The 21,946-nt window shown below is 67.0% G+C and carries 22 protein-coding genes; 13 read left to right on the forward strand and 9 right to left on the reverse strand.

From position 1 onward, the window contains the following. The first annotated feature begins 67 nt into the window (after positions 1-67). Genes D6M19_RS25230 through nhaA form a run of 3 tightly spaced genes read left to right on the forward strand, consistent with a single transcriptional unit; the run spans position 68 to position 5,018 of the window. A complete protein-coding gene (locus tag D6M19_RS25230) occupies positions 68-1,210 on the forward strand; it encodes a glycoside hydrolase family 76 protein (protein ID WP_123028013.1) in 1,143 nt (380 codons plus the stop codon). Beyond that, complete coding sequence (locus D6M19_RS25235) at positions 1,207-3,147, forward strand: acetoacetate--CoA ligase (RefSeq protein WP_123028014.1); 1,941 nt, start codon at positions 1,207-1,209, stop codon at positions 3,145-3,147. The genes D6M19_RS25230 and D6M19_RS25235 overlap by 4 nt, the downstream gene beginning before the upstream one ends. A gap of 50 nt (positions 3,148-3,197) precedes the next feature. Further along, positions 3,198-5,018, forward strand: coding sequence for a Na+/H+ antiporter NhaA (nhaA, locus tag D6M19_RS25240; RefSeq protein WP_123028054.1), 1,821 nt, complete (start codon positions 3,198-3,200; stop codon positions 5,016-5,018). Here the strand turns inward: nhaA and D6M19_RS25245 are convergent. Next, positions 5,015-5,977: a LysR family transcriptional regulator gene (locus D6M19_RS25245; protein ID WP_123028015.1), complete on the reverse strand. Its 963-nt coding sequence runs from the start codon at positions 5,975-5,977 to the stop codon at positions 5,015-5,017. The genes nhaA and D6M19_RS25245 overlap by 4 nt on opposite strands. 23 nt (positions 5,978-6,000) lie before the next feature. Here D6M19_RS25245 and D6M19_RS25250 point away from each other — a divergent pair, with 23 nt between their 5' ends. From D6M19_RS25250 to D6M19_RS25285, 8 genes are read left to right on the forward strand one after another with little or no spacing between them, the layout of a single operon-like run. Beyond that, entirely contained in the window at positions 6,001-7,152 is a 1,152-nt protein-coding gene (locus tag D6M19_RS25250; RefSeq protein ID WP_123028016.1) for an XdhC family protein, read from the forward strand. Between the two features lie 58 nt (positions 7,153-7,210). Continuing rightward, complete coding sequence (locus D6M19_RS25255; RefSeq protein ID WP_123028017.1) at positions 7,211-8,089, forward strand: FAD binding domain-containing protein; 879 nt, start codon at positions 7,211-7,213, stop codon at positions 8,087-8,089. Between the two features lie 2 nt (positions 8,090-8,091). Further along, positions 8,092-8,634, forward strand: a complete 543-nt coding sequence (locus D6M19_RS25260) for a (2Fe-2S)-binding protein (protein WP_123028018.1) — start codon at positions 8,092-8,094, stop codon at positions 8,632-8,634. Continuing rightward, positions 8,634-11,033, forward strand: a complete 2,400-nt coding sequence (locus tag D6M19_RS25265) for an aerobic carbon-monoxide dehydrogenase large subunit (RefSeq protein ID WP_123028019.1) — start codon at positions 8,634-8,636, stop codon at positions 11,031-11,033. The genes D6M19_RS25260 and D6M19_RS25265 overlap by 1 nt, the downstream gene beginning before the upstream one ends. A gap of 20 nt (positions 11,034-11,053) precedes the next feature. Beyond that, positions 11,054-11,776 carry an XdhC family protein gene (locus tag D6M19_RS25270; RefSeq protein ID WP_206428634.1) on the forward strand — a complete coding sequence of 241 codons (723 nt, stop codon included), beginning with the start codon at positions 11,054-11,056 and terminating at the stop codon, positions 11,774-11,776. Further along, positions 11,773-12,654 carry an AAA family ATPase gene (locus D6M19_RS25275; protein WP_123028020.1) on the forward strand — a complete coding sequence of 294 codons (882 nt, stop codon included), beginning with the start codon at positions 11,773-11,775 and terminating at the stop codon, positions 12,652-12,654. The genes D6M19_RS25270 and D6M19_RS25275 overlap by 4 nt, the downstream gene beginning before the upstream one ends. Before the next feature lie 12 nt (positions 12,655-12,666). After that, complete coding sequence (locus D6M19_RS25280) at positions 12,667-13,329, forward strand: SRPBCC family protein (RefSeq protein WP_123028021.1); 663 nt, start codon at positions 12,667-12,669, stop codon at positions 13,327-13,329. Next, the gene (locus D6M19_RS25285; RefSeq protein ID WP_123028022.1) at positions 13,326-14,513 is read left to right on the forward strand and encodes a vWA domain-containing protein; all 1,188 of its coding nucleotides are present in this window, start codon (positions 13,326-13,328) and stop codon (positions 14,511-14,513) included. The genes D6M19_RS25280 and D6M19_RS25285 overlap by 4 nt, the downstream gene beginning before the upstream one ends. Here D6M19_RS25285 and D6M19_RS25290 read toward each other — a convergent pair. The 3 genes from D6M19_RS25290 to D6M19_RS25300 form a co-directional block, all read right to left on the reverse strand. Continuing rightward, positions 14,493-15,158: a VTT domain-containing protein gene (locus tag D6M19_RS25290; RefSeq protein ID WP_123028023.1), complete on the reverse strand. Its 666-nt coding sequence runs from the start codon at positions 15,156-15,158 to the stop codon at positions 14,493-14,495. The genes D6M19_RS25285 and D6M19_RS25290 overlap by 21 nt on opposite strands. A 55-nt stretch (positions 15,159-15,213) precedes the next feature. Beyond that, positions 15,214-15,660: a hypothetical protein gene (locus D6M19_RS25295; RefSeq protein ID WP_123028024.1), complete on the reverse strand. Its 447-nt coding sequence runs from the start codon at positions 15,658-15,660 to the stop codon at positions 15,214-15,216. 80 nt (positions 15,661-15,740) lie between these two features. After that, the gene (locus tag D6M19_RS25300; protein WP_123028025.1) at positions 15,741-16,244 is read right to left on the reverse strand and encodes a hypothetical protein; all 504 of its coding nucleotides are present in this window, start codon (positions 16,242-16,244) and stop codon (positions 15,741-15,743) included. A gap of 96 nt (positions 16,245-16,340) precedes the next feature. Here D6M19_RS25300 and fbaA point away from each other — a divergent pair, with 96 nt between their 5' ends. After that, positions 16,341-17,378 carry a class II fructose-bisphosphate aldolase gene (gene fbaA / locus D6M19_RS25305; RefSeq protein WP_123028026.1) on the forward strand — a complete coding sequence of 346 codons (1,038 nt, stop codon included), beginning with the start codon at positions 16,341-16,343 and terminating at the stop codon, positions 17,376-17,378. Positions 17,379-17,399: 21 nt separating this feature from the next. On the opposite strand, the gene D6M19_RS25310 is transcribed toward fbaA, so the two are convergent. Then, the gene (locus D6M19_RS25310) at positions 17,400-18,239 is read right to left on the reverse strand and encodes an Rv0361 family membrane protein (RefSeq protein WP_123028027.1); all 840 of its coding nucleotides are present in this window, start codon (positions 18,237-18,239) and stop codon (positions 17,400-17,402) included. Positions 18,240-18,330: 91 nt separating this feature from the next. On the opposite strand from D6M19_RS25310, the gene D6M19_RS25315 reads away from it, so the two are divergent. Next, positions 18,331-18,747: a DUF3151 domain-containing protein gene (locus D6M19_RS25315; protein WP_123028028.1), complete on the forward strand. Its 417-nt coding sequence runs from the start codon at positions 18,331-18,333 to the stop codon at positions 18,745-18,747. Positions 18,748-18,779: 32 nt separating this feature from the next. Here the strand turns inward: D6M19_RS25315 and D6M19_RS25320 are convergent, their stop codons facing one another. From D6M19_RS25320 to D6M19_RS25335, 4 genes are read right to left on the reverse strand one after another with little or no spacing between them, the layout of a single operon-like run. Next, positions 18,780-19,673, reverse strand: a complete 894-nt coding sequence (locus D6M19_RS25320) for a cation diffusion facilitator family transporter (RefSeq protein WP_123028029.1) — start codon at positions 19,671-19,673, stop codon at positions 18,780-18,782. Positions 19,674-19,720: 47 nt separating this feature from the next. Beyond that, on the reverse strand, positions 19,721-20,500 hold the full coding sequence (locus D6M19_RS25325; RefSeq protein ID WP_123028030.1) for a site-2 protease family protein: 780 nt from the start codon (positions 20,498-20,500) through the stop codon (positions 19,721-19,723). A 24-nt stretch (positions 20,501-20,524) separates the two neighbouring features. Further along, positions 20,525-21,340, reverse strand: coding sequence for an SDR family NAD(P)-dependent oxidoreductase (locus D6M19_RS25330; protein WP_123028031.1), 816 nt, complete (start codon positions 21,338-21,340; stop codon positions 20,525-20,527). 4 nt (positions 21,341-21,344) lie between these two features. Further along, a complete protein-coding gene (locus D6M19_RS25335; RefSeq protein WP_407665406.1) occupies positions 21,345-21,944 on the reverse strand; it encodes a peptidase M50 in 600 nt (199 codons plus the stop codon). Positions 21,945-21,946: the final 2 nt, after the last annotated feature.

The following is a 21,946-nucleotide window of genomic DNA, read 5'->3' on the forward strand; positions in this document are numbered from 1 at the left end:
AAAACGTCTCATAGCGTTTGTCCGGGCACACTCCTCTGCCGGGGGCAATTAGGGCAGGATCAACGGCATGGATCAGGTATGGGCGAACCGGGCGGCGAGCGCCGAGGCGGCGGTGGCAAAGCGCCATCTGAAACGGCTCTGGGCGCTGCCTGGCACCCAGCTTGGGATGGTGGGATATCCCCCGACGCGCAACGACCTGCTCTTCCGCACCTGGCACTACTGGTGGCAGGCTCATCTGCTGGACAACCTCGTCGACGCGCAGCTACGCGACCCGCAACCCGACCGCGAGAAGAAGATCAAACGCCAGATCCGGTCACATCGACTGCGTAACAACGGGTCCTGGGTTAACAGTTATTACGACGACATGGCGTGGCTGGCGCTGGCCCTGGAGCGGGCGGGCAGGCTCGCCGGTGTTGAGAAGGCAGGCGCCCTGAAGAAGCTCTGCGACCAGTTCGTCAACGCGTGGGTGCCCGAGGATGGCGGCGGCATCCCGTGGCGCAAGCAGGACCAGTTCTTCAACGCCCCGGCCAACGGGCCTGCGGGCATCTTCCTTGCCCGCTACGACGACCGGCTGCGCCGTGCCCAGCAGATGGCGGACTGGATCGACGAGACCCTGATCGACCCGGAGACCCATCTGGTGTTCGACGGCATCAAGGCCGGCTCGATGGTGCGCGCGCAGTACACCTACTGCCAGGGCGTGGTGCTCGGGTTGGAGACCGAGCTCGCCGCGCGGACCAAGGACGCCGAGCACGCCCAGCGTGTGCACCGGCTCGTCGCAGCGATCGACAAGGAGAGGGCCCCCGACGGGGTGATCGCCGGAGCGGGCGGCGGCGACGGCGGGCTGTTCAACGGGATCACCGCCCGCTATCTGGCGTTGGTCGTCACCACGCTGCCCAACAATTCACCAGATGACACCGCCGCGATAGCGGCCGCCCAGAACATCGTGATCTCTTCCGCGCAGTCGGCATGGGACTACCGCCAGACCCTTGACGGTCTGCCGCTGTTCGGACCGTTCTGGGACCGAAACGCCGAGCTGCCCGCGGCGGGTGGGCAGGAGGCCCAGTTCGTCGAGGGTGCCGTCAACTCGTCGTCGATTCCCGAACGCGACCTGTCGGTGCAGCTGTCGGGTTGGATGCTGATGGAGGCGGCGCACGCCATCACCGCGGGCGCAGGGAGCGCACAGGGCGAAGAGGAGGGCACGACAGAATGACCGAACCCGGCGGCTGGACACCGGACGAACAGACCATCGAGCACGCCAACGTCACCCGCTTCATGGCATGGCTGGCCGAAACCGGTCGCGGCGACTTCGATGATTATCACCAGCTGTTGGCGAAGTCGCTTGACGACATCGAATGGTTCTGGGACGCGGTGTGGCAGTTCTTCGACATCCGTGCGACAACACCCGCCGACACCGTGCTCGTCGATCGGGGAATGCCTGGGGCGCAATGGTTTCCAGGAGCGACGCTGAACTACGCGACCGAGGTGTTCCGGCATGGGACCGACGAGTACCCGGCCCTTGTGGCGGCGGGCGAGGACGGCTCAACGGACTGGTCATGGACGCGGTTGCGCCGGGAGACCGCCGCGTTCGCCAACTACCTGCGCGGGCTCGGTGTCAAGCCGGGGGACCGGGTCGTCGGATACCTGCCGAACATCGGCGAAGCGGTGGCGGCGTTCCTCGGGGCGGCAAGCGTCGGCGCGACGTGGGCGGTGTGCAACCAGGACCTCGCTGTCGACGGTGTGGTCGCACGGCTGGGCCAGCTCGAGCCTGCGGTGCTGGTGGCCAGCGACGGCTCGGTCTACGCGGGAAAGCGTCATGACCGCGACAAGGAAATCGCCGAGATCCGGTCCAAGCTGCCGACATTGAAGGCGACGGTGTTGGTGCCCAGGCTGGGTAGCGAGCGGCCAGACGATGTCACGCCGTGGTCTAAGGTCCTCGAACTCGACGCCCCGCTGGAGATCACCCCGGTGCCGTTCGGCCACCCGCTGTGGGTGCTGTTCTCCTCCGGCACCACCGGCACGCCGAAGGGCATCGTGCACGGGCACGGCGGCGTGGTGCTCGAGCACCTCAAGTATCTGAGCCTGCAGGCCGACCTCAAACCCGGCGAGCGCTTCTGCTGGTACTCGACCACCAGCTGGATGATGTGGAACCTTCTGGTCTCCGGGCTGCTGGTCGGTGCGACGGTGGTGCTCTACGACGGCAGCCCGACCTATCCGCAGACCGACAGCATGTGGAAGGTCGTCGCCGACCACGACGTCGCCCTGTTCGGTGCGGGCGCAGGCTATTTCCTCGGCTGCGCCAAGGAGGAGTGCCACCCCGGTAAGGATTATCAGCTCGACGCGTTGCGCGGCGTCGGCTCAACGGGATCACCTTTGCCCGCAGCCGGATTCCGCTGGATCCAGGAGGGCGTCGGTCGCCCGGTGCCCGTCATGTCGATGAGCGGCGGAACCGACGTGGTGACCGCGTTCATCGGCGGATGTCCAACCGTGCCGATCGTCGCAGGCGAGTTGAACGTCATCTGCCTCGGTGTCGACGTCCAGGCGTGGACGGAGTCCGATACTCCGGTGGTGGGTGAGCCGGGCGAGCTGGTGATCGCCCAGCCGATGCCGTCGATGCCGGTGTTCTTCTGGAACGACGCCGACGGCAGCCGCTATCGCAAGGCCTACTTCGACAAGTATCCCGGCGTCTGGTGCCACGGTGACTGGATCACCATCACCGACCGCGGATCGGTTGTGGTGCATGGCCGTTCGGATGCCACCCTGAACCGTCAGGGCGTCCGGATGGGCAGCGCCGAGATCTACAACGCTGTCGAATCGCTCGCCGAGATCCAGGACTGTCTTGTGGTCGGCGTCGAACAGGACGACGGCGGCTACTGGATGCCGTTGTTCGTGCACCTCGCCGGTGACGCCGAACTGGACGACGAGTTGCGCAACAAGATCACCGTCGCCATCCGGAAGGGCGCATCACCGCGGCACGTCCCCGACGACATCCTCGGCGTGCCCGGCATTCCGCGCACCATGACCGGTAAGCGGCTGGAGATTCCGATCAAACGAATCCTGCTGGGCGCCAAGCCTGCCGACGTTGTGACATCGAGCGCCGTCGACAAACCAGACCTGCTCGCCGTCTTCGTGGAGCACGCCCGGGCGTGAGCGTCGACGCGGGAGACTCGAGCGGCGGCGGCTTCCCGCGCATTGTTCGGATGCTGCCCAATCACTTCAGCCGCGGCCCGAAGGTCAAGACCTCAACCGAGAACAGCGCCGCAGGGCTACTCCTGCTGGCCACGGTCGCCGCAATCCTGTGGGCGAATTCGCCGTGGTCACAGACCTATTGGGCGTTGCTGGATACCCATGTCGGGTTCAGCTTCGGCGATATGCACTTCGAGATGACGGTCAAGCACCTCATCAACGACGGACTGATGACGTTCTTCTTCTTCGTCGTCGGCCTCGAGGTGATGGCCGAGTTCACCATCGGCCAGCTGACCGACCGCGCGCGGGCGGCGGTCCCGGTGCTAGCGGCGGTCGCGGGTCTGGCCGTACCTGCGCTGATCTTCCTGATGATCAATTCGTCGGGTGACAATGCGAACGCATGGGGCGTGGTGATCTCCACCGACACCGCGTTCCTGATCGGCGCGCTGGCCATCATCAACCCGAAATTCCCTGCGCGGCTGCGGCTTTTCCTGCTGACACTGGCCGTGGTCGACGACATCGGCGCGCTGACGGTGATCGCGCTGTTCTACTCCGATGACATCAGGATCGGGCCGCTGCTGGTTGCGGTGCTCCTGATCGTTGCCATCGCGCTGGTGCGTTACCTTCCCGGCGGCCGCGGGCCCGCCTACGCGGTGATCGGCTTCGCGCTGTGGGTGGCGTTGTACGCAGGCGGCGTACACCCGACCCTGGCCGGAGTCGCGATCGCGCTGCTGATTCCGGTGTTCACACCGGAGCGCGGGCGGGTCGAGGAGACCGTCGACCTGATTCGTGCGTTCCGTCAATCGCCGAACTCCGACTATGCGCGCGCGGCGAGTCGCGGCCTGCGGGACTCGATTTCGATCAACGAGCGGTTGCAGACCCAGTTCGGCCCCTACGTGTCGTTCCTCGTCCTACCGCTGTTCGCATTGGTCAACGCAGGCGTCCGGTTGACCGCGGAGACGATGTCGGCGGCGATGCGGTCACCGCTGACGTGGGGCATCGTCGCAGGCCTTGTGCTCGGCAAGCTGATCGGCATCACCGGCGCGACGTGGCTGGTTGCCAAGCTCCGCTGGGGCCAACTCGCGCCTGGCCTGACATTGCGCCGGATCGCCGGCGGGGCGGCGCTGTCCGGAATCGGTTTCACCATCTCCCTTTTCATCATCGACATCGCGATCGGTGATCCGTTGCGTCAGGACGAGGCAAGGGTCGGCGTGCTGCTTGCGTCGCTGCTGGCGTTCCTGCTCGGCTGGGCCATCTTCGCGATCACCGACTGGATCAGCCCGCCCGAGCCGGTTGGCATGAAGCTGGTTCGGCCCGTCGATCCCGAGCGGGACCATATCCGCGGTAATCCCGACGCGCCGCTGACCCTAGTCGAGTACGGTGATTTCGAGTGCCCGTTCTGCAGCCGTGCCACCGGATCGATAGACCAGGTGCGTGAGCACTTCGGCGACGAACTGCGTTACGTGTGGCGACACCTACCGCTTGAACGTGTGCACCCGCGTGCGTTCGATGCGGCAAGGGCCAGTGAGGCGGCCGCGCTGCAGGGCAAGTTCTGGGAGATGGCGCGCACGCTGTTCGAGCACTCCGAGGACCTCGAGTGGTCGGATATCTACCGCTACGCCGTTACCGCGGGCTGTGACATCGAACGGTTCGACAAGGACGTCCGCGCCCATGCGTCGAAAGTGGTGCTCCGCGTGCAGGACGACGCGCAGGACGCCGAGGTGATGGACCTCAACTCGACGCCGACGTTCTTCGTCAACGGCAGGCGCCACAAGGGCCCGTGGGACGCCGCCAGCCTGATACGTGCCCTGCAGCAGAGCCGAGGTGGCGACTAACTCCACAGTGTCACATGCACTTTGGGGCGAAAGCGGGTAACCCCGACTCCGGTGCCGCGCAGCATCGCCTGGGTGCAGCGCGGTGTGGTGATGAAGCGCAGCAACTCCGATACGGCGGGTTGGCGGGCGGACGGCGCCAGCGACATCGCACTCCACTCGCCCGGCACCTGCAGGCCCTGGCCCTTGACCTGTACCACCCGGCCTGCCGAAAGATCCTTGCCGACCGAGAAGCCGATCGCCAGGGTGAGGCCGCCGACGCGCTGCACCTCGTCGAGTGCGGCCGCGTCACTCTGGAAGATCCGTTGTTTCGACTCGGGAATCGCCAGATTGCGCAGTATGCCTGCGATCTCACCGTCGGCGTTTCCCGCGGACGGCCCGAGCAACCATGGCTGCTCGCGCAGCAGCGCGGTCGTCGGCAGGCGGGTCGCGACCGGGCTGGACGGCGCCGCGATGGTCAGGATCTGGTACTTGAGGAACGGCCGCACGACGATCGATCCGTCAGACGGGCCGTCGTCGGCGCCAGGGCCGAGTGCGATGTCGACGGCGCGCGAACTGATCAGGTCGCGGAATCGGCCTGTGGGATGAACGGACAGTTCGACAGACAGGTCGTTCGCTCGGGATGAGAACAGCTCGATCAGCCCTGGCGCGGCATGTTCTGCGAACGCGGTGGACGCCGCGATGCGCAGGAGCCGCCTGCCGTGTGCCGCCTCGGTCACCTCGATGGCCGTCTGCTGCTGAAGGCCGAGGATTTCCACCGCCCTGCTTGCCAGCCGCAGGCCGCCCGGCGTGAACGCTAGCCCGGCGGCAGTCTTGGCGAACAACGGGTCGTCGAGTTCCTTGCGCAGTTGCGCAACGTGCATCGAGATCCCGGCGTCCGACATGCCGAGTTCGGCCGCCGCTGCGTGCACAGAGCCAAGCCGCACGACGGCTGAAAAGGCCCGAAGCTGAGCGGGTGTCACGAATTGAGCCTACGTTGGGTTGCGTGCGTGAGGTGCTGAGCGAGCTGCTTGCCGTCTGGGAAGCGGGCGAAACCGCTGGTGTCGGCACCGTCGTCCGCACCTTCCAGTCGGCGCCGCGACCCGCAGGCGCGTCGATGGTGGTGGCGCCCGACGGCCAGGTGAGCGGGTCGGTCTCGGGGGGCTGCGTCGAGGGTGCGGTGTACGACCTCGCCAATGACGTTGTGCGCGACGGAGAGCCTCGGCTGCAGCGCTACGGCATCAGCGACGACGACGCCTTCTCCGTGGGGCTCACCTGCGGAGGCATCCTCGACGTTTTTGTCGAGCCGGTGTCGCGGCGGACCTTTCCCGAGTTGCGGGCCGTCGCCGATGACATCGCCGCGCATCGGCCGGTCGCGGTCGCCACGGTGATCTCCCATGTCGACCCCGATTGGGTGGGGCGAAGGCTCGTGGTCGGCCCGGACGCAACCCACGGTTCGGTGGGTTCGACGCGTGCGGACGCCGCGGTGGCCGACGATGCCACCGGCCTGTTGGCCGCCGGTCGCAGCGAGGTGCTCACCTACGGGCCCGACGGTCAGCGCCGCGGGGCGGGCATGGAGGTGTTCGTCGCCGGTTACGCGCCGCGGCCGCGGATGCTCGTTTTCGGTGCCATCGACTTTGCCGCAGCCATCGCGCGGCAGGGCTCGCTGCTCGGTTACCGGGTCACCGTGTGCGACGCCCGGCCCGTGTTCGCGACGCGTGCGCGGTTCCCGACCGCCGACGAGGTCGTCGTCGAATGGCCGAATCGATACCTGGCGGCGCAGCACAGGGCGGGTGAGATCGACGCCCGCACCGTCATCTGCGTGCTCACCCACGACCCGAAGTTCGACGTGCCACTGCTCGAGGTCGCGCTGCGGCTGCCCGAAATCGGCTACGTCGGTGCGATGGGGTCGCGGCGAACGCACGACGACCGGATGGCGCGGCTGCGCGAGGCCGGGTTGACGGAAGCCGAGCTGACCCGGCTGCACAGCCCGATCGGGCTCGACCTCGGCGCGCGAACGCCCGAGGAGACCGCGGTGTCGATCGCCGCCGAGATCATCGCCCGCAGGTGGGGCGGCAGGGGCAGGCCGCTGACCGAGACCGACGGCCGCATCCACCACGAATCGAGCGAGTTAAGCGATCGCTTAACTCAATATTGACGCGCCGTACAGACCGGCCGACACTGGGCGCACAGCCCAACGATGTGAGGTCGGTCACATGCAGGTACCAGGACCTTTCGAGTACGAACGCGCGACGAGCGTTGACCATGCGGTCGGCCTTCTCGACCGGCTCGGCGACGGCGCACTGATCGTGGCGGGCGGGCACAGCCTGCTGCCGATGATGAAGCTGCGCATCGCCAACCCCGAGTACCTCGTCGACATCAACGACCTCGCCGACGAGTTGGGCTATATCGCCATCGAGGGGGGAGCCGAGCCCACCCGGGTCCGAATCGGCGCGATGGCGCGGCACCGCCAGGTGCTCGAAAGCGACGAGCTGGCGGCGGTCTGCCCGATCTTCCGGGACGCCGAGCGGGTCATCGCCGACCCGGTCGTGCGCAATCGAGGCACCATCGGCGGGTCGCTGTGCCAGGCCGATCCCGCCGAGGATCTGACCACCGTCAGCACCGTGCTGAACGCCGTCTGCGTGGTGCGCGGACCCACGGGTGAACGCGAGATACCCATCGACGACTTCCTCGAGGGCCCGTACGAGACGTCGCTGGCGTTCAACGAGATGCTCGTCGAGGTCCGCATCCCGCTTCGCCGCCGGTCATCTTCCGCCTACGCGAAAGTCGAACGCCGCGTAGGTGATTGGGCGGTGGCCGCGGCCGGTGCCGCGGTCACACTCGACAGCGGGTCGATCGCGTCCGCCCGGGTCGGCCTCACCGCGGTCAACGCCGACGCGGGCGAACTCGCCGCGGTATCCGACGTGCTGGTCGGTGAGGCGCCCACCGAGGAGGTCTTCGCCGAGGCGGGCAGGCGGGCCGCCGCCGCATGTGACCCCGTTTCGGACATGCGTGGCAGCGCCGAGTACAAGCGACACCTCGCGGGCGAGCTGACCGTCCGAACTCTACGTACCGCGGTCGAGAGGAGCGCCTGACCATGCAGGTGACGATGACAGTCAACGGCGAACAGGTGACCGCGGAGGTCGAGCCGCGGATGCTGCTCGTGCACTTTCTTCGGGATCATCTGCGGCTCACCGGGACTCACTGGGGCTGTGACACCAGCAACTGCGGCACGTGTGTCGTCGACGTCGACGGCGAACCGGTGAAGTCCTGCACCATGCTGGCGGCGATGGCGTCGGGTCACAGCATCCGCACCGTCGAGGGGCTCGAGGTTGACGGCCGCCTCGACCCCGTGCAGGAAGGGTTCATGCAGTGCCACGGGTTGCAGTGCGGATTCTGCACGCCCGGCATGATGATCACGGCCCGCGCCTTGCTGGATCGCAACGCCGATCCGACCGAAGACGAGATCCGCGAAGCCATCTCCGGGCAGATCTGCCGATGCACCGGCTACACCACGATCGTCCGCTCGGTGCAGTGGGCGGCCCGGCAGGGCCGGGAAGACTTCGCGCCCGACGCGCAGACCGAACCGACCCTCGGCGGCGACGCGGGCGATCACCTCATCGAAGCCGGGAGCAAGTGATGACAACGCTCGAGACCCGCCCGGCGTCGCCGGACGATTTGGCCGACAACGACAAGAAGCCGTGCGGTTACGGCCGGATGCTGCGCAAGGAGGATCCGCGCTTCGTCAGGGGCCGCGGCAATTACGTCGACGACGTCAACCTGCCCGGCATGCTGCACCTGGCGATCCTGCGTTCGCCCTACGCGCACGCCAGGATCAACAGCATCGATGTGTCTGCGGCCCAGGCCCATCCGAAGGTCAAGGCCGTCGTCACCGGTGCCGACCTCGCCGAGAAGGGCCTGGCGTGGATGCCGACGGTGTCCAACGACGTGCAGGCCGTCCTCGCCACCGACAAGGTGCGTTTCCAGGGCCAGGAGGTGGCGTTCGTGGTCGCCGAGGATCGCTACTCGGCCCGCGACGCGCTAGAGCTCATCGATGTCGACTATGACGCTCTTGCGCCAGTGATCGACGCGCGCAAGGCCCTCGACCCCGACGCCGAGGTGATCCGCACCGACCTCGACGGCAAGACCGACAACCACTGCTTCGACTGGGAGACCGGCGACGCCGCGGCGACCGACGCCGCATTCGCCAAGGCCGACGTCGTCGTCAAGCAGGAGATGGTGTACCCGCGCGTGCACCCCGCACCGATGGAAACCTGCGGTGCCGTAGCCGATCTCGACCCGGTGTCGGGCAAGCTGACGCTGTGGTCGACGACGCAGGCACCGCATGCGCATCGCACGCTGTATGCGTTGGTTGCGGGCCTGCCCGAGCACAAGATCCGGGTCATCTCGCCCGATATCGGCGGCGGGTTCGGAAACAAGGTGCCGATCTACCCCGGATACGTGTGCGCCATCGTCGGCTCGCTGCTGCTGGGCAAGCCGGTCAAGTGGATGGAGGACCGCAGCGAAAACCTCACCAGCACAGGCTTCGCCAGGGACTACATCATGGTGGGGGAGATCGCGGCCACCAACGAGGGCAGGATTCTCGCGATCCGGTCCAATGTGCTCGCCGACCACGGCGCCTTCAACGGCACCGCCGCCCCTGTGAAGTATCCGGCCGGCTTCTTCGGTGTCTTCACCGGCAGCTACGACATCGAGGCCGCGTACTGCCACATGACCGCGGTGTACACCAACAAGGCACCGGGGGGCGTCGCGTACGCTTGTTCGTTCCGCATCACCGAGGCGGTGTATTTCGTTGAGCGCCTTGTCGACTGCCTGGCGTTCGACCTGAAGATGGATCCGGCGGCGCTGCGGCTGCAGAACCTGTTGAAACCGGATCAGTTCCCGTACACGTCCAAGACGGGCTGGGTGTACGACTCGGGCGACTACGAGACCACCATGCGCAAGGCCATGGAGATGATCGGGTACGACGCGCTGCGCGCCGAGCAGAAGGAGAAGCGCGAGCGCGGCGAACTGATGGGCATCGGGATGTCGTTCTTCACCGAGGCGGTGGGGGCGGGCCCGCGCAAGGACATGGACATCCTCGGTCTCGGCATGGCCGACGGCTGTGAGCTGCGCGTCCATCCCACGGGGAAAGCCGTTGTGCGGCTCTCGGTTCAGACTCAGGGGCAGGGTCACGAAACGACGTTCGCTCAGATCGTCGCCGAGGAATTGGGCATTCCGCCCGACGACATCGACGTGGTGCACGGCGATACCGACCAGACGCCTTTCGGCCTCGGCACCTACGGCAGTCGTTCGACGCCGGTGTCGGGGGCGGCCGCCGCCCTTGTCGCGCGCAAGGTCAGGGACAAGGCCAAGATCATCGCCTCCGGCATGCTCGAGGCTTCCGTCGCCGACCTGGAGTGGGAGAAGGGGTCGTTCCACGTGAAGGGGGACCCGTCGGCGGCGGTGACGATCCAAGACATCGCGATGCGTGCGCACGGTGCCGGTGATCTGCCCGACGGGCTGGAGGGCGGCCTGGACGCCCAGATCTGTTACAACCCGGAGAATCTCACGTATCCGTACGGCGCGTACTTCTGCGTCGTGGACGTCGACCCTGGCACCGCGGTGGTGAAGGTGCGCCGGTTCCTGGCCGTCGACGACTGTGGCACGCGGATCAACCCGATGATCATCGAGGGACAGGTGCACGGCGGGCTTGTCGACGGGATCGGCATGGCTCTGATGGAGATGATCGCCTTCGACGAGGAGGGCAACTGCCTCGGCGGCTCGCTGATGGATTACCTGATCCCGACGGCGATGGAGGTGCCGCACTTTGAGACCGGTTACACCGTCACCCCGTCGCCGCACCATCCGATCGGAGCGAAGGGAATCGGCGAATCGGCCACGGTCGGCTCCCCGCCCGCGGTGGTCAATGCCGTCGTGGACGCGTTGGCGCCGTTCGGGCTTCGGCACGCCGACATGCCGTTGACACCGTCGCGGGTGTGGGAGGCCATGCAGGGCCGGCCCACCCCGCCGATCTAGGGGACGCGATGCAGACAGCGATGAGGATGGACGAGCGGGCCAAGCAGCTGCGCCGAGCCAGGACACCGTTCGTGCACGCGACGGTGGTGCGCGCCGCTCCGCCGACGTCGGCACATCCCGGCGACGAGGCGATCCTGTTGTCCGACGGAACGATCGAGGGTTTCGTCGGCGGGCATTGCGCGCAGAACTCGGTACGCAAGGCCGCGATGGGAGCGTTGCAGACGAACGAAAGCGTGCTGCTGCGGGTGTTGCCGGACGGCGATGTGCACTTCCCTGAGGCGCCGGGCGCATGCGTCGTCGTCAACCCGTGCCTGTCCGGAGGCGCGCTGGAGATCTTCCTGGTACCCGAGGTGCCCGCGCCCCTGGTCCGGGTCTTCGGTGCGACGCCGATCGCCGATTCGTTGGTCGAGCTCTGCGCGGCGATGGGATACGACGCAGGCGGCGGTGACGTCGATGACGTGGCGGGCGCGACCGCGGTGGTGATCGCCAGCCTCGGTGGACCTGAGGCCGAAACGGTCCGTGCGGCGCTGGACGCGGGCGTCGGGTACATCGGCCTTGTGGCCAGTCGGGTGCGCGGCGAATCGATCCTGGGCGGTCTCGAGCTGACCGATGCCGAGCGCGCCAGGGTGCACACGCCGGTCGGCCTGCCGATCGGGGCGAAGACACCGGCCGAGATCGCGGTGTCCATCGTGGCCGAGGTGGTCAGGTCGATCCGCGTCGACGGGCTGAAAGCCGCCCTGTGAACTCGTTCGCCGATGTCGACGAGGTGATCCGCTGCTTTGATGCCAAGGACTATCTGCTCGACCTCGGCACCGCGTCGGCGATTTACCTGGCGGTCACGCTCGGCCGCCCGCTGCTGCTGGAGGGCGAGCCGGGCGTCGGCAAGACGACAGCGGCGAAAACCCTTGCCGCCGTGATGGGTACACCGCTGGTTCGTCTGCAGTGCTACGAGGGCTTGACCGCGGCGGAAGCGCTCTACGACTGGAACTACCAACGCCAGCTGCTGAGTATCCGGCTCGCCGAGACGCAGAACGCGGCCATCGAGGAATCCGACCTGTACACCGAGGAGTACCTCGTCGACCGCCCGATCCTGCAGTGCGTCCGCTACCGTGGTCCAGGGGCCCCGGTGCTGTTGATCGACGAAATCGACCGTGCCGATGACGAATTCGAGGCACTGCTGCTGGAGTTTCTTGGCGAGGCGGCGGTGACGGTGCCGGAACTGGGCACCTTCGTCGCCGAGCGGCCACCGGTGGTCGTTCTCACCAGCAACCGCAGCCGTGACCTGCACGACGCCCTCCGGCGCAGGTGCCTGTACCACTGGATCGACTATCCGGACCCATCGCGGGCGGTGGCGATAGTGCGCCGCACGGTGCCGGGGGCCCGCACGGCACTCATCGAGCACGCCGCCCAGTTCGTCAGCTACACAAGAGGTCTCGATCTCGACAAACCCCCCGGCGTCGCCGAGACCATCGACTGGGTCTCCGCGCTGGTGGCACTCGGGGTCGCCGACCTGGTGGATGCCGACACCGAGCAGCCGCTTGCCGGTCTTGGCGCGCTGGCCAAGACCCCCGATGACTTCGCCTCGATCAGCGAGGCGTTCGCCGAGTACAGCTCACATTGAGAGGACCGTTTCATGAAGATAGCCAACGAGTTCACCGTCAGTGCGCCGATCGAGGACGCATGGAACGTCCTCACCGATCTCGAGCAGGTCATCCCGCTGATGCCCGGTGCGCAGATGACCGGTCGTGAGGGTGACGATGTGCTTGGCAAGGTGAAGGTGAAGGTCGGCCCCGTGACGAGTGAGTTCAGCGGGAAGGTTCACTTCGTCGAGCAGGATTCGGCAGTGCATCGCGCCGTCATCGACGGAAAGGGAAAGGAGGCGCGCGGCACCGGCAACGCGGCGGCGACGGTCACCGCACAGCTGCATGACGCCGGCGATCACACCAGGGTCACCGTGGACACCGATCTCAAGATCGTCGGCAAGCTGGCCCAGTTCGGCAGCGGCATGCTGCAGCAGGTGTCAGAGAAGCTGCTCGGGCAGTTCGTCGAGTCACTGGAGGCGAAGCTGGCTGCAGACTCCGCGCCTGCACCGCCCGAGCACAACGGCCAGACGCCCGGGGTGGTGGATGCCGCCGCGCGGCAAGAGGCCGAGCCCATCGACCTGATCCAGCTCGCGGGCGGCGGAGCGCTGAAGAAGTTCGGGCCGCCGATCTTGGGCGCCTTGCTGATCGTGGCCGTGATATTCGCTATCGGTCGGTTGCGATTAGCGCGAAAGGCATTGCGCAGCAACCGATGACACACGGACCGCTGCTGCCGGGCGTCGACCTGTCCGCCTTCGCGGTGGCGTTGGTTGCCAACCTTCGCGGCGGCGGCGTCGCGGTGTCTGCCGGCGGGCCTGCCACCCTGGTGGCGGCGATGCACCACATCGCACCGCATTCGCGTACGGCGCTGTACTGGGTTGCTCGCCTGGCGCTGGTCAACCGCGCCGAGGACCTGCGCGCGTTCGACGGGGTATTCGACGCGATTTTCGACGACGCGTTCGCGGCGCGGCGGATCCAGCCCGAGGACCGCAGCCCGCTTGCGTCCGGCGCCGCGGCGCCCGGCGTCGGCCGACGTGACGGCGGCACAAGCGAAAGCGACGGCCTGCCCTGGACGACGTTGCCGACGTCGATGCGTTCCGCCGAGTTCTCCGAGGACGGCATCGCGGTGCCCGACGCCCTGCCCAGCCGTCTTGTGGTGCGTGCCGACGAGCCGTTCGATCGATTCGACGAGGACGATCTGCGCCGCATCGGCACCTGGCTGGAGCAGCTTTCCACCCGATGGCCAAGGCGGCGAAGCATGAGCAGGGAGGTGCACCGCCGCGGCAAGCGGATCGACGTGCGAGCGTCGATGCGATCAGCGCGAGAAACCGGCTGGGAAGTGTTGCGGCTGAAGCGCACCCGCGCACGCTACCGGCCGCGCCGGGTGGTGCTTGTGTGTGACGTCAGCAGATCGATGCAACCCTATGCGGCCATCTATCTGCATCTTATGCGCGCAGCGGCGCTGCGCCAGAAGGGCGTTCGCCCCGAGGTCTTCGCGTTCTCGACATCGCTGACCCGGCTGACTCCGACGTTGTCGCATCGCTCGGCCGAGGTTGCCCTGGCGAGGGCCAACGCCAAGGTCGTCGATCGCTATGGCGGTACACACCTCGGCCGCTGCGTGGCCGGCCTGCTGGCGGCGCGGCATGGCAGCGCGCTGCGCGGCGCGGTGGTGATCATCGCGTCGGACGGCTGGGACAGCGACCCCCCAGATGTGTTGGAGCGTGCGATGGCCCGGGTGCGACGCAGGGCGGCGATGGTGGTGTGGCTCAATCCGCGGGCCGGACAGCCGGGTTTCGAACCGCTCGCCGGTTCGATGGCGGCCGCGCTGCCGTACTGCGACCTGTTCCTGCCCGCGCACTCGATCGAGGGACTTGGTGAGCTATTCGACGCCCTGAGCTGAGTTCTTGGCTGCCTTTCGGCGCCTGTACCACTCGATGATCATCGGGGTGATGGAGGCGACGGCGATCAGGATGAAGATCGGCTCGAGCAGCTTCTGGATGATCTCGAACTGGCCAAGCCCGTACCCGAGAAGCGTCAGGCCGACGCCCCACACGACGGCGCCGATCACATTGAAGAGCGTGAACACGCCGTAGCTCATCTTGGCGGCCCCCGCGGTGATCGGCGCCAGCGTCCGCACGATCGGCACGAATCGGGCGATCACGATCGCGATCGGGCCGCGCTGTTCGAAGAAGTCATGCGCCTCGTTCAGGTAGCGCTGTTTGAGGATTCGCGCGTTGGGCTTGAACATCGTGGTGCCCACGTACCGGCCGATGAAGTAGCCGACCTGCCCACCGAGGACAGCGGCGATGGGGATGAAGACCAACAGCTGCCACAGCTGGAAATTGGCCTGTCCCGCCGCTGCGGTACCTGCGGCCAGCATGCCCGCCACAAAGAGCAGCGTGTCGCCGGGAAGGACGGGGAACAGCACGCCCGACTCGACGAAGATCACCACCAGCAGCCCGATCAGGGCCCACGCGCCGAAGTAGCCGATGAGCTTGATCGGGTCGAGGAAATCCGGCATCAACATCACCGTGGTGGCGGTCATGGCTCCCCAAGATACCGGCGCGCACTTCGCGGATAGGCAACGCGCAGGTGAGGCGTCAGGACAGCGGCGAGATGCCTTTGAAGTGCAGGGTGCCGCCCCACGCGCTCACGCCGCCGGTGTTGCAGCCGCCCGGGACCCCCTCGGCCCGCACGCCGACCGTGTGGCTGCGGTAGCTGGCCAGGTCGTAGAAGGGGGTGCTTTGGCCCGGCCCCACCTGGGCGGATCCCACTTCCTGCCCGTCAACGATCACGTGGGCGATCATGTCGGAGCAGTGGTTGCCGTTGGCGGTGAACGAGACGCTCGGCGCCATCACCGCACCGACGTATGCGGTGGGCACCGTGCCGCATACCTGGCCCTGCGGCGGCGGACAGTTCGGCACGTCGATGTAGTTGTCCTGCGTGAACGGTTTCGCCGACGCAGGTGAGGCGAGCGAGAGCCCCGCGTACGCGATCGTCGCCGCAACGACGCCGGTCTGGACGGTGAGGGTGCGTATCCGTGTCATGATCGGTGGTCCTTTCAACCTCCTTAACGCTAGGCATTGCGGCCCGCAAAGAAATCGGGCGTTTCCCTACGCTTTCAGACTCAGTCCGGGTACAGCGCGTAGACGCGCATGGTTCCGCCCCACGACTCCAGACGTCCGGTGTTGCATCCCCCCGGTACGCCTTCGGCCTGGTAGGCGACCTTGTGCAGCCCGTAGTCGGACGGGATTTCGTAGCCGCCGCCGTCGCTCCCGCCAGGGCTTGCGATGTGTGATCCCCATTCGTGTCCATCGAAGTAGGCGTGGGCGATGATGTCCGAGCAGTGTCGCGGGCTGGCGATGAACTCCAGCTTGATGGACGTCACGTTGGCCGGATTCGTGTACTGCCTCGAGATGGCGGCGTTGTTCTTCACGTTGGCGTTCGACGGGCAGAACTGGCCGTCGCCGATGGCGCCGCAGTTGTCGACCCAGATGTTCATCTCGGTGATCAGGATTTCCCTGGCGGACGCCGGTGGTGCGAGCGCGATCGCGCTTGCTGCGGTGGCCACGGCAATGGTGGCGGAGAATGCGGTTTTCATCTGTTGCCCCTCGTCGGAGTGGTCTGTCATGACGCTAGCGATCGGGGGTGCGACGCGGTATCGGGTGTTTCCCTACTCTTCTTGACATACTGCGGGTGGACAGCCGCACCAGCGAGAGGAACTCCTATGCCCATCGCCACGCCCGAGGTCTATGCCGAGATGCTGGCCCGCGCCAAGGAGCACTCCTATGCGTTCCCCGCAATCAACTGCACGTCGTCTGAGACGATCAACGCCGCGCTGAAGGGCTTCGCCGACGCGGGCAGCGACGGCATCATCCAGTTCTCCACCGGCGGCGCTGAGTTCGGCTCGGGGCTCGGCGTGAAGGAAATGGTCACCGGCGCGGTGGCCCTCGCCGAGTTCGCGCACATCGTCGCCGAGAAATATCCGATCACGGTCGCGCTTCACACCGACCACTGTCCGAAGGACAAGCTCGACACCTACGTGCGGCCCCTGCTGGCGATCTCGCAGAAGCGGGTGGCCGACGGTGGCAACCCGCTCATCCAGTCGCACATGTGGGACGGCTCGGCGGTGCCGATCGACGAGAACCTGACGATCGCCACGGAACTGCTCAAACTGGCTGCCGCCGCCAAGATTGTCCTTGAGATCGAGATCGGCGTCGTCGGCGGCGAAGAGGACGGCGTCGAGGCCGAGATCAACGAGAAGCTCTACACAAGCCCAGAGGACTTCGAGAAGACCATCGAGGCGCTCGGTGCCGGTGAGCATGGCAAGTATCTGCTGGCCGCGACGTTCGGCAACGTGCACGGCGTGTACAAGCCGGGCAACGTCAAACTGCGGCCCGACATCCTCCAGCAGGGCCAGAAGGTGGCCGCCGCCAAACTCGGATTGTCCGACGATGCAATGCCTTTCGACTTCGTCTTCCATGGCGGGTCGGGCTCGTTGAAGTCGGAGATCGAGGAGTCGCTGCGTTACGGCGTTGTCAAGATGAACGTCGACACCGACACCCAGTACGCGTTCACCCGCCCCATCGCGGGCCACATGTTCGCCAACTATGACGGCGTGCTGAAGATCGACGGCGAGGTGGGCAACAAGAAGGTCTACGATCCGCGCACCTACATGAAGAAGGCCGAGGCATCGATGTCGGAGCGGGTCGTCGAGGCGTGCAACGACCTGCACAGCGCGGGCCGGAGTGTGTCGGCCGGCTAGTCCCTATGTTTGCTCGTCGACCTAGCCGTTCGGCGCCTGGCAGATCTTCCACTGGTCGTCGCGGAACTGCAGGTCGAAGCTGCGGGTGGACCTGGTCTGCGGTGCATAGGCCATGAACGTCGTCACGTTGGCCTCGGCGTGGTCGCCGTTGACCACGACCTGATCGATGCTGGCGACCACCGGATACTGCTTGGCCGCCGCCACCCGGGCATGGGTGTCGGTCCAGGCGCGGTCGTCGTAGTTGACGTAGCTGTCGCGGGTGGCGCCACAGGTGATGCTCCGCAGTGTCGCCAGATCGCCCTTCTGAACGGCGACGTCGAAGTTTTGAATCGTCGTGCGGACCATGTCCTCCTGCGACACCTTCGCATCGGAATCGCGGGTCAGCAGAAGGGTGCCGAGTATCGCGACGGCGGCGAGCGCGGCGATCACCAGGATCAGGGCCACCACCCAGCCCCAGCTGCGGGTGCGGCCCGGCGGTTTGGGTACACCGTCCCGCCCCGGAATCATCTGCGGCGTCACCGGTTTGTCCGACGAGATCGGTTCGGTGGGTGTCGAGAAGATCTCGGTGGCCGGCTCGGGCGGCGTCTCGATCATCCTCGTCGTCGACGAGTCCATCCCGGAGGGCGCGGTGAACCGGCGCTCGGCGGGTTCCTCGTCGTGCGCCTGACCCGGCAGCTGCGTGCCGGTGTCCTCCACCGCCATCACTTCGGTGGGGTGCTCCTCGACGATCGGCGCCGCTTCGGTCGCGGCGCTGTCCTCGGGTTGGGATTCGTCCGCGGGTGTCGCTACTTGGTCGGCGGGTTTGTCCGCCGATTCCTCGGCCAATTCATTTCCCTGGTCGGGCCCTGATGGGTTTGACATCCCTGCAGCAGTCCTCCCGTAACAGCCGGCTTCTGTCGGCTCGGCCGACGGTCTCCGCACGAGCTTAGTTGCCCCACGGCACAATAGGGCCATGACGCGGATGGGTGATCTCCTTGGACCGGATCCAGTCCTTCTTCCCGGCGACAGTGCGGCGGAGGCGGAGCTCGAAGCCGGTGAGGACCCGGCGATCGTGGCCGCGGCGCACCCGACCGCATCAGTGGCGTGGGCCCAGCTCGCGGAGCGCGCGCTGGCCGACGAACGGGTGATCACCGCATACGCCTACGCCCGCACCGGCTACCACCGCGGCCTCGATCAGCTGCGGCGCAACGGCTGGAAGGGGTTCGGACCCGTCCCTTACTCGCACGCGCCGAACCGGGGCTTCCTGCGTTGCGTGGCCGTACTCGCGAAGGCGGCGGACGCGATCGGCGAATCCGACGAGCACGCGCGCTGCCTCGATCTGCTCGACGACTGCGATCCGGCGGCGCGAGGCGAACTGGGGCTTGCGTAGCCGCGTCGAGGAGCCGTGCCAGTTCTGCGTAGCTACCAGGTGGCTTCGCAGTTGCAGTCGCCCGCGGCGTCGGGCGGCTCGACCTGCACGGTGGCATGTTCGAGGCCGCGCGCGGTCAGTACCGCCTTCGCGTCGTCGAGCACCCGCGCCGCGTCGGCGCGACTGGTGAGGTGCGCGGTGACCATGTCCTTGCCAGGCACCAGCGTCCAAACGTGCAGGTCGTGCACCTCGGTGACCCCGTCGACGGCGCACAGCGCCGTGCGCAGCTCCTCGACGTTGATGTGGGTGGGCGACGACTCGGACAGGATGCGCAGCGCCGCGCGGGCGAGCGAGATCGCGCGCGGCAGCACCCACAACGCGACAAGGACCGCGACGACGACGTCGGCATAGGGCCATTGGGTGGTGACCGTGACGATGCCTGCGATCAGCACACCGATGCTGCCGACGGTGTCGGCGACCACCTCCGTGTACGCGCCCTTGACGGCGAGGCTGCTTTCGGAGTGCGAGCGCAGCAGCAGCACGACGATCGCGTTGGCCACCAGCCCCGCGATGGCGACGACGATCATCGGCACGCCGGGAACGGCTGGCGCGTCGCCCAGCCGCTCGACGGCTTCGAAGAGGATGAATGCGGCGACCCCGATCAGCAGCGCGGCGTTGGCGACGGCCGTGAACACCTCGGCGCGGTGCCACCCGTAGGTGCGGGCCGGCGACGCACTGCCGTGGCGGGCGAGCAGCACCGCCGTCAACCCCATGAACATCGCGACCAGATCGGTGAGCATGTGGCCCGCGTCGGCCAGCAGCGCGATCGAGTTGATGAGCAGCGCGGTCGTCAGCTCGACGAAGAAGAATGCGGTGAGGATGCCCGCGGCGATGAGCATCCGGCTGACGCGGGTATCACGATCACCGTGGTTGTGGCCCGCACCCATGTCAACAATGTATGCGTACTGACGCATATGTCGCAAGGTGCTTGCTGCTACAACCAGGCCGACCAGAATTGCGTGAGCCGAAGGCCGGTCCCCACGAGGAACCTCTCGACCCCGGAGAGGTCGACGAACCACGTCACCACCGAGAAGAAGTACTGGCTCAGCGGCGTCGCGATGAACAGGATCAGAAGAATGAACAGTCCCCACTGCTTGGCGGGCGCAAGGGCGCGCTGGGTCTCTTCGCTCAGGTGCGGTTCCAGCGCGCTGTAGCCGTCCAGACCCGGCACCGGCAGCAGGTTGAGGACAGCGGCAGTCACCTGGAGGAAGCCCGAGAACGCCATGCCCGCCCAGAACACGTTGTGGTCGGGGTCGTAGAACAGCGCCGTCACCGCGAGCAGGATCACGGCGAACGCAACATTGGTGAGCGGTCCGGCGAGGCTGACGATCGTCTTCTGCCTTTTGGTCATGAACGACGTCCGGACATACACCGCTCCGCCCGGCACGCCGATACCGCCGAGCGCGATGAACACGATCGGCAGCAGCAGCGACAGCACCGGGTGCGTGTACCTCAACGGGTTCAATGTCAGGTAGCCGCGCATCGCGACGCCGTGGTCGCCGAACCGCCATGCGGTGAAGGCGTGTGCGAACTCGTGCACACACAGCGAGACGACCCAGCCCGCGATGACGAGCGTGAACACCCCGACGTAGGCGAGCGGTTTGACCTCGTTTGCGGCCATCCAGGCCACCACACCGCCCGCGGCGGTGACCGCCACAATGGCAAGGAAGACCGGGCTTGGCCGCACCGATCCCTGCACTACTGGAACGTTCACCTCACGAAACTACCGTTGCGCTCCTCACGTCCGCGCCGGCCAGTCGCATTCGGTCAGCTCGGCCGACAGCTTCCACAGCCGGTTTGCGGTTTCCGGGTCGGCGGCCTTCCTCAACCGTTTCGTCACCCGCGGCTTGCCGAACTGCTTGAACACCGGCGCCAGGTACGTTCCGGGCGGCAGGTCGCTTGTCACGCCCATGATGCTCGACGCCGCGGCGGTCTCGGCGCTCTGCGGGAAGTTCCTCAGCCAACTCAACCCAGACGACCAGCCGAGGAACCCGGTGCTGTAGCGGGCGATGTTGGTGTCGGCGCCGCCGGGATCCACGACGATCGCGCGGACGCCCTTCCTGGCCAGTTCGTCGGTGAACAACATGATCGCCAGCTTGGACTGCCCGTAGGCGGCCCACTTCGAATAGGGGCGGGTGTGCCAGTTCAGGTCGTCCAGGTGCAACCTGCTGAACATGTGATTCATGCTCGTGACAGAGACGACCCGGTCTGAGATCCGGTCGCCGAGAAGGCACGTCAACGCGAAATGGCCGAGGTAGTTCGTGCCCATGTGGGTTTCGAAGCCGTCCGCCGTGCGGGTCAGCGGCAGGCCGAGCACGCCTGCGTTGTTCACCAGCACGTCGACGTTGTCCACCGAGTCGGCGAACTTGCGCACGCTGGTCAGGTCGGCCAGATCGAGGTGAGCCACCTCGACGTCGCCCGGCATCTCGGCGGCGACCCGCTCGGACTTCGCAAAGTCGCGCGCCGCGATCAGCACCCGGTGGCCCGCGGCCGCAAGCGCCGTCGCCGTTTCCTTGCCAACACCGCTGTTTCCGCCGGTGACGATGATTCGCACGGGCCTATCTCACCAGCAGCCAGCCCTCTGTGTGGCGATAAAACGTAGATCGGCGAACGATTTTTGAGCCTTCGGTGCCGTCGCGCACCACCGTTGCACCCGTCGTGCCGAGCTGAGCCGCCCTGCCGACCACCCAGCGGCGCCTGCCTGGGCGAATAACGCACGCCCGCAGTCCTGGCATGGACTGCGTCGGCTCGATTCGGACACCCGCGGCCTCGCCGTCGAACAGCACCACGTCGTCGACGACCGCTTCACCGTGTAGCGGTGCGCCGCCCTCGCCGTGCCATTCGGCCAACCCCACGATGACGTGACCGGTCTCGTCGCGGATCAACGGGACCCGTCGCGCGCTGCCGCGGCGCGCCCGCCTTGCCGTCCACCGGCTTGTCGCGTGGCCCACCTCGATATCGAGCCGGTCGGCGCGTAGCAGCCGGGCAAGCACCGCGGCGAGATCTGCGTCCGAGCCGACCACGATCAACCGGCCGTGGCGCCCGAGCACGCCGTCGATGTCCTGCGGCCCGTTGGCCGCCTGCGTGGCGAGAGCGGCCAGCGGCCGGGGCGGGCGCCTGCCGCCGAACAGCAACACCACGACATCAGCGGTGATCAAGG

It is taken from the genome of Mycolicibacterium stellerae, assembly GCF_003719305.1.
In the GTDB taxonomy this organism is placed as follows: Bacteria; Actinomycetota; Actinomycetes; order Mycobacteriales; family Mycobacteriaceae; genus Mycobacterium; species Mycobacterium stellerae.

What these genes read in the sequence shown, in the direction of transcription:
- D6M19_RS25230 (WP_123028013.1), top strand. Translation starts at nt 68, where the DNA reads ATGGATCAGGTATGGGCGAACCGGGCGGCGAGCGCCGAGGCGGCGGTG.
- fbaA (WP_123028026.1), top strand. Translation starts at nt 16,341, where the DNA reads ATGCCCATCGCCACGCCCGAGGTCTATGCCGAGATGCTGGCCCGCGCC.
- nhaA (WP_123028054.1), top strand. Translation starts at nt 3,198, where the DNA reads ATGCTGCCCAATCACTTCAGCCGCGGCCCGAAGGTCAAGACCTCAACC.
- D6M19_RS25255 (WP_123028017.1), top strand. Translation starts at nt 7,211, where the DNA reads ATGCAGGTACCAGGACCTTTCGAGTACGAACGCGCGACGAGCGTTGAC.
- D6M19_RS25235 (WP_123028014.1), top strand. Translation starts at nt 1,207, where the DNA reads ATGACCGAACCCGGCGGCTGGACACCGGACGAACAGACCATCGAGCAC.
- D6M19_RS25290 (WP_123028023.1), bottom strand. Translation starts at nt 15,158, where the DNA reads ATGACCGCCACCACGGTGATGTTGATGCCGGATTTCCTCGACCCGATC.
- D6M19_RS25310 (WP_123028027.1), bottom strand. Translation starts at nt 18,239, where the DNA reads ATGTCAAACCCATCAGGGCCCGACCAGGGAAATGAATTGGCCGAGGAA.
- D6M19_RS25320 (WP_123028029.1), bottom strand. Translation starts at nt 19,673, where the DNA reads ATGGGTGCGGGCCACAACCACGGTGATCGTGATACCCGCGTCAGCCGG.
- D6M19_RS25315 (WP_123028028.1), top strand. Translation starts at nt 18,331, where the DNA reads ATGACGCGGATGGGTGATCTCCTTGGACCGGATCCAGTCCTTCTTCCC.
- D6M19_RS25265 (WP_123028019.1), top strand. Translation starts at nt 8,634, where the DNA reads ATGACAACGCTCGAGACCCGCCCGGCGTCGCCGGACGATTTGGCCGAC.
- D6M19_RS25260 (WP_123028018.1), top strand. Translation starts at nt 8,092, where the DNA reads ATGCAGGTGACGATGACAGTCAACGGCGAACAGGTGACCGCGGAGGTC.
- D6M19_RS25285 (WP_123028022.1), top strand. Translation starts at nt 13,326, where the DNA reads ATGACACACGGACCGCTGCTGCCGGGCGTCGACCTGTCCGCCTTCGCG.
- D6M19_RS25280 (WP_123028021.1), top strand. Translation starts at nt 12,667, where the DNA reads ATGAAGATAGCCAACGAGTTCACCGTCAGTGCGCCGATCGAGGACGCA.
- D6M19_RS25270 (WP_206428634.1), top strand. Translation starts at nt 11,054, where the DNA reads ATGAGGATGGACGAGCGGGCCAAGCAGCTGCGCCGAGCCAGGACACCG.
- D6M19_RS25300 (WP_123028025.1), bottom strand. Translation starts at nt 16,244, where the DNA reads ATGACAGACCACTCCGACGAGGGGCAACAGATGAAAACCGCATTCTCC.
- D6M19_RS25295 (WP_123028024.1), bottom strand. Translation starts at nt 15,660, where the DNA reads ATGACACGGATACGCACCCTCACCGTCCAGACCGGCGTCGTTGCGGCG.